Here is a 13,795-nt window from a genome sequence, read left to right on the forward strand (position 1 = left end):
CCACCATGTCTATCTCCAGCACCATCAAATCCATCCAGGACATCATGCGCAAGGACGTCGGCGTCGACGGCGACGCGCAGCGCATTGGCCAGCTCGTGTGGATGCTGTTTCTCAAGATCTTCGATGACCGCGAGTTGGAATGGGAACTGATGAATGGCGACTACCGCTCGCCGCTGCCCGACAGTTGCCGCTGGCGCACCTGGGCAGCCAACCCGGAAGGCATCACTGGCGATGAGCTCAAGCACTTCATCGACAACAACCTGTTCCCGCAACTGCAGAACCTCCACGAATACAGCACCACCCCGGCGGCCTACGTGGTGCGCGGCGTGTTCGAGGATGCCTACAACTACATGAAGTCCGGCCAACTCATCCGCCAAGTGATCAACAAGATCCAGGAAGGCGTGGACTACAACAAGGCGCAGGAGCGTCACGCCTTCGGCGACATGTACGAGCAACTGCTGCGCGACCTGCAGAACGCCGGCAATGCCGGCGAGTTCTACACCCCACGCCCGGTCACCGAGTTCATGGTGCGTATGGTCGACCCCAAGTTGCACGAGAAGGTCATGGATCCGGCATGCGGCACTGGCGGCTTCCTCACCTGCGCCATCGAGCACAAGCGCAATCGCTACGCCAATACCGCCGACGACGAGCGCGTGCTGCAAGCCAGCATCTTCGGCGTGGAGAAAAAGCCGCTGCCGCACCTGCTTGCTACCACCAACATGATCCTGCACGGCATCGAAGTGCCCAGCCAGATCAAGCACGACAACACCCTGGGCCGCCCCTTGATCAGTTGGGGGCCGAGCGAACGGGTCGATTGCATCGTCGCCAACCCGCCGTTCGGCGGCATGGAAGAAGACGGCATCGAGAGCAACTTCCCCGCGGCCTTCCGCACCCGCGAAACCGCCGACCTGTTTCTGGTGCTGATCATGCACCTGCTCAAGGACGGCGGCCGCGCCGCCGTGGTGCTGCCCGATGGCTTTCTGTTCGGTGAAGGCATCAAGAGCCGCATCAAGGAAAAACTGCTGACCGAATGCAACCTGCACAGCATCGTTCGCCTGCCCAATGGCGTGTTCAACCCCTACACCGGCATCAAGACCAACCTGCTGTTCTTCACCAAGGGCACGCCCACCAAAAACGTGTGGTTCTACGAGCACCAGTACCCGGCAGGCGTTAAGAACTACTCCAAGACCAAGCCCATGCGCCTTGAAGAGTTCGCCGTCGAAGAAGCATGGTGGGGCAACGAGGCCGATGGCTTTGCCGCACGGGTGGAGAACGAGTTCGCCTGGAAGGTCAGCCTGGACGAGATCAAGGCGCGCAACTGGAACCTGGACTGCAAGAACCCGCATATCGGCGAGCAGATCAACCACGACCCGGACGAGCTGCTGCGTAACTACGCCGCCCTGCAAGGCGAGATTGGCGAGCTGCGTGACCAGATCAAGGCCGTGCTGGCCGAAGCGCTGGAACGCTAGTGAACACCTGGGGAGCACGAGCATGAACAGCGAAATTGCGATCTATGAAAGCGCCAACGGCCAGATCGCCGTCACCGTCGAGCACGACAGTGTCTGGCTGAGACAGGAACAACTGGCCGTGCTGTTTGGTCGTGACCGTACAGTGATCGGCCGGCATATTCGCAATGTATTCGCCGAGGGCGAGCTGGAGCGTGAAAGCAATGTGCAAAATCTGCACATTGCCGGCTCCGACAAGCCTGTAGCCTTTTACAACCTCGACGTGATCATCTCGCTGGGCTACCGGGTCAAATCGCGCGAGGGCACACGCTTCAGGCAATGGGCCAATCAAGTACTCAAGCAACACCTGACCCAAGGCTACACCCTCAACCGCGAACGCTTCGAGGCCAACGCCCGCGAGCTGGAAGCGGCGCTGGAACTGGTGCGCAAGACGGCACGCGCGCCCGAGCTGGATAGCGAGGGTGGCCGTGGGCTGGTGGAAATCGTCAGCCGCTACACCCAGACCTTTCTCTGGCTGCAGCGTTATGACGAAGGCCTGCTCAGCGAACCCGCCGGCAGTCCCGGTGGTGAATTGCCCAGCCTGGCCAGCGCGCGCCAGCACCTGCAGGGGCTGAAAGCCCAGTTGATGGCCCGCAGCGAAGCCAGCGACCTGTTCGCCCGCGAACGCGGCGACGGCCTCGCCGCGCTGCTCGGCAACCTGCAGCAAAGCGTATTCGGCGAACCGGCCTACCCCAGCCTGGAAAGCAAGGCCGCGCACCTGCTGTATTTCGTGGTCAAGAACCACCCCTTCGCCGATGGCAACAAACGCAGCGGCGCCTACCTGTTCGTCGACTTCCTGCACCGTAACGGTCGCCTGCTCGATGCCCAGGGCAACCCGCTGATCAACGACACCGGCCTGGCCGCGCTGACCCTGCTGGTCGCCGAGTCCGCCCCGGCACAGAAAGACACCCTTATTCGCCTGATCATGAACATGCTCGCCCCGGAACCTCGCCCATGACCGCTTTGCTCACCGACAACCTGCCACTGCTGGCCGGCGCGCCCAATGGCATCAAAAAGCTGCGCGAGCTGATTCTGGAACTGGCGGTGCGCGGCAAGCTGGTGCCGCAAGATCCGAATGATGAGCCAGCCAGTGAGCTGCTCAAGCGGATTGCCGAGGAAAAGGCGCGCCTGGTGGCTGAGGGGAAGATCAAGAAGCAGAAGCTGCTGCCTGAGATTACAGACGAAGAAAAGCCATTTCAGCTCCCGACTGGCTGGGAGTGGGTACGCCTTGACTCTTTGCTGAAGAAAATTGGGGCCGGAAGTACGCCATTGGGCGGGAAGCAGGCCTACGTCGCAAATGGAGTCAAATTTCTTCGGTCTCAGAACGTATGGAATGAAGGACTTCGGCTCAATGAGGTCGCTTTCATTCCAGAAGAAACCCACCAAAAAATGTCGGGCACACATGTTGAGGCAGGCGACTTACTGTTCAACATCACAGGGGCATCTATTGGTAGATGCGCTGCAGTCCCAACTGACTTTGATACGGGTAACGTAAGTCAGCACGTGACCATTATTCGCCCAGTTTCGGGGGCAACCCAGACGTTCCTTCACATAGCGCTTATCTCACAACTGGTTCAGCAAACCGTAATGGATGTGCAGGTAGGTGTTTCGCGTGAAGGGCTCAGCATTGGGAAGTTGGCCCAATTCTTAATTCCGTTCCCTCCTGAAGTCGAACAACACCGCATCGTTGCCAAAGTCGATGGGCTGATGGCCCTGTGCGACCGGCTGGAAGCCCGGCAGACCGATGCCGACAGCGCCCATGTCCAACTGATGCAGACGCTGCTGGACAGCCTGACCCAGGCCCGCGATGCCGAGGACTTTGCGCAAAGCTGGCAGCGCCTGGCCGAACACTTCCACACCCTGTTCACTACCGAATCCAGTATCGACGCCCTCAAGCAAAACCTGCTGCAACTAGCGGTGATGGGCAAACTGGTGCCGCAAGATCCCAACGATGAATCAGCAATGTCGTTCCTGAAAGTGAACGGTATCGAGGGCAAGCCTTACACATTGCATGGATGGGCCAAGGCTCAATTGGGACAACTAGGTGAGGTTTTGGGCGGCTCAACGCCTAGCAAAGCAAATAGCCAGTTTTGGGACGGGAATATCCCTTGGGTCTCGCCCAAAGATATGAAGCGTCCAGTGATTCATGACTCCGAAGATCACGTATCGCCCAAAGCGCTAGAGGAAACCTCACTAAAGGCCATTCCTCCAAACAGTCTGCTTATGGTTGTGCGAGGCATGATCCTGGCGCACTCCTTTCCCGTCGCCATCACAGCTCGTGAAGTAACTATCAACCAAGATATGAAGGCGCTAGTGCCACCTAGAGAAGTCAGCAGCTATTTGTTGATGTACTTGCAAGCAGTGAAATCAGTAATGGTTGGTCTTGTTGATCGGTCAAGTCACGGTACATGCAAGCTAGTCTCTGAAAAGCTGTGGGCTCATACCGTGCTTCTACCACCACTTGCCGAACAACACCGCATCGTCGCTAAAGTCGATCAACTGATGACGCTCTGCGACCAACTCAAATCCCGCCTTGACCAGGCCCGCCAGGTGCACGAGCAACTGGCCAATGCCCTGGTCGAGCAGGCGTTAGCGTGATGGCTTACGACAGGCCGTGGAAGTCCTTCGCCGAGCAATTGGCGTTGCTCAAGTCACGCGGGATGCAGGTGACCGACGAGGCAGCCGCCCTGCGTTATCTGGAGCGCATCGGCTATTACCGGCTGACGGCTTACTGGTATCCGTTGCGAGTCTTCCAACTGGAGCAAGACCCGCTCAGTAAAACCATTCGTACCGTGCGTAGCGATCAATTCGTGGCCGATACCCAGTTCGTCGATGCCGTCGAGCTCTATCTGTTCGACAAAAAACTGCGGCTGCTGGTGATGGACGCCTTGGAGCGTATAGAGATTACCTTGCGTGTCGACATTGCCTACCTGCTGGGTCAGCGCAACACCTTCGCTCATCTGGATGCCAAGGAGCTGCATCCATCCTTTGCCGGTAAGGTCGACAAGCGTACGGGCAAAACCACCTTCGCGATCTGGCAGGAGAAGTACAACGGGCTGCTGGCGCGCTCCAAAGAGGACTTCGTCAAACACTACCGCGCCAAACACGGCCCCAACTTACCACTCTGGGTAGCGGTCGAGGTCTGGGACTTTGGCGCGGTGTCTCAGTTGCTGGCCATGATGAAGGTGGCCGATCAGCAACGTATCGCCAGCAAATACGGTGTCAACGATTGGAAGGTGTTCCAGAGCTGGGTGCGCTCACTCAGCTATTTGCGCAACCTCGCGGCGCACCATAGTCGCCTGTGGAATCGCAACGTGACGGATCAACCCAGCCTGCCAGGCCAGGGCGAAGTGGCCTGGTGCGATGCATTCATCGGTAAGGCCGATCTGATTGCCAAGCCCTTCCTGCTGCTGGCCATCGCTCGCCATATGGTCAGGGTTGTGTGCCCAGGCACCGAATGGCATGTGCGCCTGATGCAGCATTTACAGAACTTTCCGACACTGCACTCACAACACAAGCTGTCCATCACTGACATGGGCACACCGGCTGACTGGGAAAGCTGGTGGGCCGGAGAGATTCAAGCCGGAAAATAAAAACCCCCGCGTAAGTTCACTAGGAACCAAGAGGCGGGGGCCGTGTTACGAGCAATGATAGGCGCCATGCGCAAAAGCGGCAAGCATGGCGCATCCCCACAAAAGCGAGGGGCCTACGCCTGTAAACGCTACGTTGAGGACACGTACGCAGCGCAACCCGCAGGCATCGGCGCAAGCTCGCCTAACAACGGCTACGGTTTTGAATCGCTATAGGTTGAAAACCACCTGCCTGATCAGTCAGAAAATCCGCCGTAATGCGCTTTTCCATTGGCATCTTTGCCCACCGTCCGGCACAGTCGCCTGCGCCATGCCAGCGGTCTTTGCCGCTATGCTTTAATCGACTTCCCGCAAGGATCAGCCTGGGCAACGAGAATTATGATGACCCTCACCGTACGCAATCGCATCATCGCCAGTTTCACGCTGATCATCGCCATTCTGGCTCTTCTGGCTGCGGCCTCCTTTTTGCGCCTCAAGCAGATCGAGGGCGGTACGCAAAGCATGCTCACGGATTCCGTGCCGGGCTCTTACTACATCAGCAAGGCGCAGAACGAGTGGGCACGGCACATGCTGGAAACCCGTCGTGCGTTGATCGAAGCGGTCAACGGCCGCAATGTCGGCAACATTGCAAGCCATGTCGAAGCCTTCACCCAGATCGAGGAGAGTCTCAGAGAACTGCTCGATCAGTATGCGCGCACCATACACCAGGAAGACGACAAGGCGCTGTTCGAGCGCTTCGAGCAGCAGCACAAGTTGTATATGAGCAAGCATGCACAGTTGCGTGATCTGCTGAGCCGCAACCTGCCTGGTGAAGCCAGTGAGTTCAGTTTCCAGAATGTGTTTCCCGCCTGGGATGCGGGGCAGAAGGCGCTGGACGAGCTAACCGAAAGCAATCGTCTGCAATCAGACCGCGCTACGCAGAGTATCCGTGATGAAGTGCTCGGTCTGGAGGTCGATCTGCTGCTGGCCATTTTGTTCGCTGTGGTAGCAGCAGGTGTGTCCGGTTGGCTGCTGATGCGCGCCATCACTCGTCCCGTGCAAAGTATCGTTGGCGCGCTCAAGGAGCTGGAAAACGGCGACTTGTCGGCCAAGCTCAATCTGCAGCGCCGTGACGAGTTCGGCGCCATCGAGCAAGGCTTCAATACCATGGTCGCCGAGCTCAAAGCGCTGGTTGGCAATACGCAGCGCTCGGCGGTGCAGATGACCACCTCGGTCACGGAGATTGCCGCCACCTCGCGCCAGCAGCAAGCCACCGCCACGGAAACCGCCGCCACCACCACCGAAATTGGCGCCACCTCGCGGGAGATTGCCGCCACCTCGCGCGACTTGGTGCGTACCCTGAGCGAGGTGTCCGATACCGCTGATCAGACCTCCATCCTTGCTGGCACCGGCCAGCTTGGCCTGGCGCGCATGGAAGAGATCATGCATCAGGTGATGGGCGCCGCCGATGTGGTCAACGGCAAGCTGTCGATCCTCAACGAGAAGGCCGGCAATATCACTCAGGTGGTGACCACCATCGTCAAGGTGGCCGATCAGACCAACCTGCTGTCACTCAACGCCGCCATCGAGGCGGAGAAGGCCGGTGAATACGGCAAGGGCTTCGCGGTGGTGGCCGTGGAGGTGCGCCGCCTGGCCGATCAGACCGCCGTGGCCACTTACGATATCGAACAGATGGTGCGCGAGATTCAGTCGGCCGTATCGGCGGGCGTGATGGGCATGGACAAGTTCTCCGAAGAAGTGCGCCGTGGTATCGGCGAGATGACTCAGATGGGCGATCAGCTCAGCCAGATCATCCAGCAGGTGCAGGCGCTGGCGCCGCGTATTCAGATGGTCAACGAGGGTATGCAGGCGCAGTCCACCGGCGCCGAGCAGATCAATCAGGCACTGGTGCAACTGAGCGAGGCCAGCAGCCAGACGGTTGATTCGCTGCGCCAGGCGGGCATGGCCATCGATGAGTTGAATCAGGTGGCCAACAACCTGCGTGTTGGCGTCAATCGCTTCAAGGTCTGAACATGCAGACCTCCAGCAAACCGTCGGCAGGCGAACTGTATCTACAGTTCCAGCTCGGTGAGGATCGCTATGCACTCGCCGCCCGTGAGGTGGTCGAGGTATTGCCACGGCGGCGCCTCAAGCAGATTCCCGAGGCGCCGGATTGGGTTGCCGGCTTGCTCGCACATCGTGGCCAGATGATTCCGGTGCTCGACCTCAGCCGCCGCGTGCTCGGTCGCCCGGCCCTGGCGCGCAGCAGTACACGCCTGGTACTGGTGCATTTCGCGGCGGCCGCCGAGGAGGCTGCCGTGCTGGGGCTGCTGCTGGAGCAGGCCACGCATACGCTGCGCCTGCCTGATGAAGCCTTTCAGTCGAGCGGCCTGGAAGCAGGCCAGCCGGACTATCTGGGCCCGGTACAGGGCAAAGGGGCGGAGCTGATCCAGCGTATTAAGGTCAGCGGTTTGCTCGATGACACCATGCGCGCCTTGCTGTTCCAGACGCAGGGCAGGGGCTGACGGCATGATCGAACACATCGAACGCCTGCTCAAAAGCCGCATCGGGCTGGATGCCGAGTCCATCGGTCGCAGCGTGATCGAGCGCGCCGTACGCCAACGCATGAACGCCATCGGCCAACCGGCAATCGAGCATTACTGGACGACGCTCAGTGGTTCGCCGCGTGAGCAGCAGGCGCTGGTCGAAGCCGTGGTGGTGCCGGAAACCTGGTTCTTTCGCTACCCCGAATCATTCAACGCGCTGGCCGGCCTTGCGCTCGAACGTCTGGCCCAACTCGGCGGCAGTCGCCCGCTGCGTCTGATCAGCCTGCCCTGCTCCAGCGGCGAGGAGCCCTATTCCATCGCCATGGCCTTGCTTGATGCCGGTCTTGCGCCTTCGCAGTTTCACATCGACGCCCTCGACGTCAGCGACAAGGTGCTGGAGCTGGCACGCCGGGGCCTGTACGGGCGCAATTCGTTCCGTGGCCAACCGCTCGACTTTCGCCAACGCCACTTCCACGAGCAGGCCGGTGGTTTTTTGCTCGATGCGCGCGTGCGGGCGTGCGTCAGCCTACGCACCGGCAATTTGCTCGACCCTGGCCTGTTCGCAGGCCAGGCACCTTACGACTTCATCTTCTGCCGCAACCTGCTGATTTATTTCGACCGCCCCACCCAGGTGCGCGTGCTGGAGTCGCTCAAGCGCCAGTTGCACAAGGGCGGCACCCTGTTCATCGGCCCGGCAGAAGCCAGCCTGGCCAGTCAAAGCGGCTTGCAGGCTATCGGTCGCCAGCAGACCTTCGCCTTCTGCCTGGCGCCAGCGCGGCCAGTGCCGCCCCAAGCGCCGCAACCCAGTGCCCCACGCCTGCGCCCGCCGCCTGTGGCGCGGCCCATTGCACCTGCGCGGCCACGGTCACAGCCCAGCGCCATTGCGCCCGTGGTGCCGGTGGTGCCAGCCACACGCGCCGATGACGCCTGGCAGACCGTCGCCGAGTTGGCCAACGCTGGGCGCACCGAACAAGCCTGGCAACGCTGCCAAGAGCATCTACAAACGCACGGCCCCAGCGCCGAAGCCTACTACTGGCTGGGCCTGCTCAGTGACGTGCAGAACAACGTCGAACAGGCCTGCGCCTATTACCGCAAGGCCATCTATCTCGACCCGCAGCACCGTGAGGCGCTCACCCACCTGGCCGCGCACCTGCAAGCCCAGGGCGACCCGAACGCCGCCCAGCGCCTGTACCGGCGCGCGCAGACCCCGGAGGTAGGCAAGCGTGACTGAGATCCCGCTGGTACACATGCAGCTAGATGACTGCTGGAACCGCATCGGCGTGTTCGGCGACAAGAGCTGCCCACACGTAGAGCGCCACATCCATTGCCGCAATTGCGACGTCTATGGTGCCGCCGCCATCGCCCTGCTCGACCGCTACGGCAACCTGCAGGACGAGGCCGCCGAGGCTCAGCCAGAAGTCACAGCGGATTTGCTGGGGGAACAGCGTTCGCTGCTGATCTTCCGTCTTGGCGAGCAATGGTTCGCCATTGCCACCCGGCGTCTGGCCGAAGTGATGCCGGTGTCACCCATTCACGTGTTGCCACATCGCACGGATCAGGGCCTGCTCGGCGTTACCAATGTGCGTGGCACGCTGGTCGCCTGCCTGTCGCTGGCGGCCATGCTCGGCCTACCAAGCCAGGCCGCCGCGCGTGACAACCAGCGGGTGATTCCGCGCATGCTGATTCTGGAAAGCGAAAGCGGCCCGCTGGTCACCCCCGTGGATGAGGTCAGCGGTACTCAACGCATCCCCCTGGCGCGGATTGCTAGCGCACACGATGAGGACAGCCGCGCCATCAGTCGCTTCACCACAGGCGTGCTGCAATGGCAGGAACGCAGCATCACCGTGCTCGATGACGAGGCACTGTTACAGCACATGATCAGGAGCCTCGCGTGACACCGGATCAGATGAGGGATGCATCGCTACTCGAACTGTTTCGCATGGAGGCCGAGGCGCAGAAGCAGGTGCTCGACACCGGCTTGCTGATTCTTGAGCGCGACCCAACCAATGCCGCGCAACTGGAAGCCTGCATGCGCGCGGCCCACTCGCTCAAAGGCGCCGCGCGCATCGTCGGCCTGGATAACGGCGTGCAGGTCGCTCACGTCATGGAAGACCTGTTGGTGGCCGCCCAGGAGCACCAGCTACGCCTGTCGCCGGAGCATATCGATGCCCTGCTGCAAGGCTCCGATCTGCTCCTGCGTATTGGTCAGGCTGACGAAGCCCTCGATGCCCAGGTGCTCAGCCTGACTTCGCGCTTGCAGACACTATTCGGCAACCCGCCCGCCGCGCCCTCGAACACCGCCGTACCCGTCGAACCCCGCACGCCAAGCGCAGCACCCAGCGCCAGCAGTGCAGCCCCCGTCGAGGTTCAGGCAGACGAACGCAACGCACGCGTACTGCGCGTATCGGCCGAACGCTTCGATCACCTGATCGACCTCTCAGGCAAGTCGCTGGTGGAGTTCCAGCGCACCAAACCCTTGAGCGATGCACTGCACCGCCTCAAGCGCCAGCAGGAAGCGGCACGGCGCACGCTGGAATCGCTGCGCGAACATCTGCTCGGCACAGCGCTGGACGCCACCGCCCAGGCGCTGTTCAAAGAAAGCCGCAACCTGCTCAACGAATGCCAACAACAGTTGCAGGCCCACCAGGAACTGTTCGACGACTTCGTCTGGCATGGCGGCCAGCGTACCCAGCAACTCTATGATCTGGCCCTGGCCTCGCGCATGCGCCCCTTCGCCGACGTACTGGCCGGGCAAACGCGCATGCTGCGTGACCTTGGCCGCTCGCTGGACAAGCAGGTACGCCTGGAAATCGAAGGCGAGAACACTCAGGTCGACCGTGACGTCCTGCAACGCCTGGAAGCGCCGTTGACCCATCTGCTGCGCAATGCCGTCGATCACGGCATCGAGGCGCCCGCCGAGCGCCTGCGCAAGGGCAAGGCCGAGGAAGGTCTAGTGCTCTTACGCGCCCGTCACCATGCGGGGATGCTGGTGCTGGAAGTCAGTGATGACGGCGCCGGTATCGACCTCGAACGCGTCGCCAATGCCGTCGTGAGCAGGCAGTTCGCCAGCGCCGAGCAGGCCGAGCAGATGACCGAAGAAGAGTTGCTGGCCTTCCTCTTCCTGCCCGGTTTCAGCCTGAGCCAGCAGATCACCGAAGTCTCCGGGCGCGGCGTCGGCCTGGATGTGGTGCAGCACGAGATTCGCCGGATGCGCGGCAACGTGCGCCTGCTGCGCAACCCGCAAGGAGGCTGCCTGTTCCACCTCGAACTGCCGCTGACCCTGTCGGTGGTGCGCGCCCTGGTCGTGACCATCGGCGGCGAAGCCTACGCCTTCCCGCTGGCGCAGATCGAACGCATGCTGCGCCTGCCACGCAGCGCCATCGTCCAGCTCGAAGGGCGCCAGCAATTCTGGCTGGAGGACGAACACGTCGGCCTGATCTCAGCCGCCCAACTGCTGCAGCGGCCAGAAGCACAGGCCGAACAAGACGACATCCCCATCGTGCTGATCCGCGATCGCGAGCGCTACCATGGCCTGGCCGTGGAGGCCTTTGTCGGCGAGTACACCCTGGTGCTGATGCCGCTCGATGCACGCCTGGGCAAAGTACGCGATGTAGCGGCAGGCGCCTTGCTACACGATGGAACGCCCGTGCTGATCCTCGATGTCGACGACCTGCTCAACTCGGTCGGCAAGCTGCTCGGCACTGGCCATCTGCAACACATCGACCACAGCAGTGTGACAAGCCAGGCGCAGAGCAAACGCGTGCTGGTGGTCGACGACTCGCTGACCGTGCGCGAGCTGGAACGCAAACTGCTGCTCAGCCGTGGCTATCAGGTGGACGTGGCCGTGGACGGCATGGACGGCTGGAACGCCCTGCGCGCAGGCAGTTTCGATCTGCTGATCACCGATATCGACATGCCACGCATGGACGGCATCGAATTGGTCAGCCATGTCCGCCAGGATTCGCGCCTGCGCTCGCTACCGGTCATGGTGGTGTCCTACAAGGATCGCGAAGAAGATCGCCGCCGAGGCCTGGAAGCTGGCGCCGATTACTACCTGGCCAAGGCGAGCTTCCACGACGAAGCCCTGCTCGATGCCGTGCAAACCCTGATCGGAGAAGCGCGCGAATGAGGATAGCCATTGCCAACGACATGCCGCTGGCTGTCGAAGCCCTGCGCCGCGCCCTGGCCAGCGAGCCCCAGCATGAGTTGATCTGGGTCGCTGCCGACGGTGAAGAGGCCGTGCAGCGCTGCCAGGAAGTACTTCCCGATCTGTTGCTGATGGACATGCTGATGCCCGGCATGGATGGCGTGGAAGCAACCCGACGGATCATGCAGGACACGCCCTGCGCCATTCTCATCGTCACCTCGGACGTCGAGCGCAACATGACCCAGGTGTTCAACGCCATGGGCGCAGGCGCACTGGACGTGGTCGCGGTACCCTCTTTGAACCCGCAGTGCGGCAGCGACTCGGCGGCGCTGCTGCGCAAGATTCAGAACATCGCCTGGATGATCGGCCACAAGACCGCGCGCCCCCCCTGCACACGCAGAACCAAAAACAGCGGCAAGCAGTTGGTGGCCATCGGTGCCTCTGCTGGCGGCCCGGCCTCGCTAGTGGAACTGCTCAAAGACATCCCCGCCGAGTTTGCCGCCAGCATCGTGCTGGTTCAGCACGTCGATGAAGTATTCGCCGCCGGCATGGCGCAATGGCTGGCCAGTGAATCACGCCTGCCAGTGCGCCTGGCCCGCGACGGCGAAGTGCTGCAGCCTGGCGCGGTACTGCTGGCAGGCACCAACAACCATCTGTACCTGACCCAACAAGGGCATCTGGAATATCGCCGCGAACCGCTCGACCAGATCTATCGCCCCTCTATCGACGTATTCTTCGAGAGTGTGGCCAAGCACTGGCAGGGCGACGCAACCGGCGTTCTGCTAACCGGCATGGGCCGTGATGGCGCGCAAGGCCTGAAGCAAATGCGCGAACGAGGCTTCCACACCATCGCGCAGGATCAAGCGAGCAGCGCGGTGTATGGCATGCCCAAAGCCGCCGTGGCACTGGATGCGGCAGTCGAGGTCCTGCCACTACAGCGGATCGCGGCACGTCTGGTCGAACGACTAGGCTGAACTTATTCAAATATCGCTGGAGACACACAATGCATCGGCCCCAAGGGAGCTCACACGATAAACAGGGACTACATGAGCCAACCATGATGGTCTTGCTGGTCGACGACCAGGCCATGATCGGCGAGGCCGTGAGGCGAGCACTGAGTGAAGAGAGCGACATCGACTTCCACTTCTGCTCCGACCCGCAACAGGCGGTGAGCGTGGCACAGCAGCTCAAACCAACGGTGATTCTGCAGGATCTGATCATGCCTGGCGTCGACGGTCTGGAACTGCTCGCCCAGTACCGCAGAGCGCCGAGCCTGCATGATGTGCCGATCATCGTGCTGTCGACCAAAGAAGACGCCAAGGTCAAAAGCGCCGCGTTCAGCGCAGGCGCCAACGACTATCTGGTCAAGTTGCCGGATGTGATCGAACTGCTGGCGCGCATTCGCTATCACTCACGCTCCTACCTCACCTTGCTGCAACGTGACGAAGCCTACCGCGCCCTGCGCGAAAGCCAGCAGCAGTTGCTCGACACCAACCTGGTGCTGCAGCGACTGATCAAGTCCGACGGCCTCACCGGCCTGGCCAACCGCCGTTACTTCGACGAGTATCTGGAGATCGAGTGGAGCCGCGCCCTGCGCGACCAGAGCGAGCTGTCGCTGCTGATGATCGACGTCGACTACTTCAAGGCTTATAACGACAAGAATGGGCACGTTGAGGGCGACGATGTCCTGCGCCGCGTCGGCGACACCCTGCGCGCCAGTTGCTCGCGCTCGACCGACCTGGCGGCGCGTTATGGCGGCGAAGAATTTGCCGTGATCATGCCCGGCACCGCCGCTGGCGGCGCACGTCTGCAGGCCGAGAAGATCCGCCGCGCCGTCGAGGCACTGGGCATCCCTCACGACCTACCTACGCCCGGCTCGTCGATCAGCGTCAGCATCGGTATTGCCACGTTGCGCCCGTCAATGGATAGCGAGCCGCTGAGCCTGGTGATCAAGGCCGACGAAGGCCTGTACCTGGCCAAGCACAGTGGACGTAACTGCGTCGCGCAGATGAGTGAAGGGGGCTGATG

General features: G+C 61.5%; 11 protein-coding genes. All 11 read left to right on the forward strand.

The genetic code is table 11. From position 1 onward, the window contains the following. The first annotated feature begins 5 nt into the window (after positions 1–5). The 11 genes from AERO9A_RS20100 (at position 6) to AERO9A_RS20150 (ending at position 13,793) form a co-directional block, all read left to right on the forward strand. Positions 6–1,469, forward strand: a complete 1,464-nt coding sequence (locus tag AERO9A_RS20100) for a class I SAM-dependent DNA methyltransferase (RefSeq protein WP_159973676.1) — start codon at positions 6–8, stop codon at positions 1,467–1,469. A gap of 22 nt (positions 1,470–1,491) precedes the next feature. Next, a complete protein-coding gene (rhuM, locus tag AERO9A_RS20105) occupies positions 1,492–2,463 on the forward strand; it encodes a Fic family protein (RefSeq protein ID WP_159973677.1) in 972 nt (323 codons plus the stop codon). Continuing rightward, complete coding sequence (locus AERO9A_RS20110) at positions 2,460–4,103, forward strand: restriction endonuclease subunit S (protein WP_159973678.1); 1,644 nt, start codon at positions 2,460–2,462, stop codon at positions 4,101–4,103. The genes rhuM and AERO9A_RS20110 overlap by 4 nt, the downstream gene beginning before the upstream one ends. After that, positions 4,103–5,098, forward strand: coding sequence for an Abi family protein (locus AERO9A_RS20115; protein WP_178111162.1), 996 nt, complete (start codon positions 4,103–4,105; stop codon positions 5,096–5,098). The genes AERO9A_RS20110 and AERO9A_RS20115 overlap by 1 nt, the downstream gene beginning before the upstream one ends. Positions 5,099–5,473: 375 nt before the next feature. After that, positions 5,474–7,105 (forward strand): methyl-accepting chemotaxis protein, encoded by a 1,632-nt coding sequence (locus AERO9A_RS20120; RefSeq protein ID WP_159973679.1) that lies wholly within the window; start codon positions 5,474–5,476, stop codon positions 7,103–7,105. Between the two features lie 2 nt (positions 7,106–7,107). After that, positions 7,108–7,599 carry a chemotaxis protein CheW gene (locus tag AERO9A_RS20125; protein WP_159973680.1) on the forward strand — a complete coding sequence of 164 codons (492 nt, stop codon included), beginning with the start codon at positions 7,108–7,110 and terminating at the stop codon, positions 7,597–7,599. Positions 7,600–7,603: 4 nt separating this feature from the next. Continuing rightward, the gene (locus AERO9A_RS20130) at positions 7,604–8,851 is read left to right on the forward strand and encodes a protein-glutamate O-methyltransferase CheR (RefSeq protein ID WP_159973681.1); all 1,248 of its coding nucleotides are present in this window, start codon (positions 7,604–7,606) and stop codon (positions 8,849–8,851) included. Positions 8,852–8,867: 16 nt separating this feature from the next. Continuing rightward, the gene (locus AERO9A_RS20135; RefSeq protein ID WP_178111197.1) at positions 8,868–9,515 is read left to right on the forward strand and encodes a chemotaxis protein CheW; all 648 of its coding nucleotides are present in this window, start codon (positions 8,868–8,870) and stop codon (positions 9,513–9,515) included. Further along, positions 9,512–11,749: a hybrid sensor histidine kinase/response regulator gene (locus AERO9A_RS20140; RefSeq protein WP_159973683.1), complete on the forward strand. Its 2,238-nt coding sequence runs from the start codon at positions 9,512–9,514 to the stop codon at positions 11,747–11,749. Before AERO9A_RS20135 ends, AERO9A_RS20140 begins: the two co-directional genes overlap by 4 nt. Then, a complete protein-coding gene (locus AERO9A_RS20145) occupies positions 11,746–12,741 on the forward strand; it encodes a chemotaxis response regulator protein-glutamate methylesterase (protein WP_159973684.1) in 996 nt (331 codons plus the stop codon). Before AERO9A_RS20140 ends, AERO9A_RS20145 begins: the two co-directional genes overlap by 4 nt. Positions 12,742–12,770: 29 nt before the next feature. Beyond that, positions 12,771–13,793: a PleD family two-component system response regulator gene (locus tag AERO9A_RS20150; protein WP_159973685.1), complete on the forward strand. Its 1,023-nt coding sequence runs from the start codon at positions 12,771–12,773 to the stop codon at positions 13,791–13,793. Positions 13,794–13,795 lie beyond the last annotated feature (2 nt).

Source organism: Pseudomonas sp. 8Z (assembly GCF_902506535.1).
Taxonomy (GTDB): Bacteria; Pseudomonadota; Gammaproteobacteria; order Pseudomonadales; family Pseudomonadaceae; genus Aquipseudomonas.

What these genes read in the sequence shown, in the direction of transcription:
- AERO9A_RS20130 (WP_159973681.1), top strand. Translation starts at nt 7,604, where the DNA reads ATGATCGAACACATCGAACGCCTGCTCAAAAGCCGCATCGGGCTGGAT.
- AERO9A_RS20135 (WP_178111197.1), top strand. Translation starts at nt 8,868, where the DNA reads ATGCAGCTAGATGACTGCTGGAACCGCATCGGCGTGTTCGGCGACAAG.
- rhuM (WP_159973677.1), top strand. Translation starts at nt 1,492, where the DNA reads ATGAACAGCGAAATTGCGATCTATGAAAGCGCCAACGGCCAGATCGCC.
- AERO9A_RS20115 (WP_178111162.1), top strand. Translation starts at nt 4,103, where the DNA reads ATGGCTTACGACAGGCCGTGGAAGTCCTTCGCCGAGCAATTGGCGTTG.
- AERO9A_RS20125 (WP_159973680.1), top strand. Translation starts at nt 7,108, where the DNA reads ATGCAGACCTCCAGCAAACCGTCGGCAGGCGAACTGTATCTACAGTTC.
- AERO9A_RS20120 (WP_159973679.1), top strand. Translation starts at nt 5,474, where the DNA reads ATGATGACCCTCACCGTACGCAATCGCATCATCGCCAGTTTCACGCTG.
- AERO9A_RS20100 (WP_159973676.1), top strand. Translation starts at nt 6, where the DNA reads ATGTCTATCTCCAGCACCATCAAATCCATCCAGGACATCATGCGCAAG.
- AERO9A_RS20145 (WP_159973684.1), top strand. Translation starts at nt 11,746, where the DNA reads ATGAGGATAGCCATTGCCAACGACATGCCGCTGGCTGTCGAAGCCCTG.
- AERO9A_RS20110 (WP_159973678.1), top strand. Translation starts at nt 2,460, where the DNA reads ATGACCGCTTTGCTCACCGACAACCTGCCACTGCTGGCCGGCGCGCCC.
- AERO9A_RS20150 (WP_159973685.1), top strand. Translation starts at nt 12,771, where the DNA reads ATGCATCGGCCCCAAGGGAGCTCACACGATAAACAGGGACTACATGAG.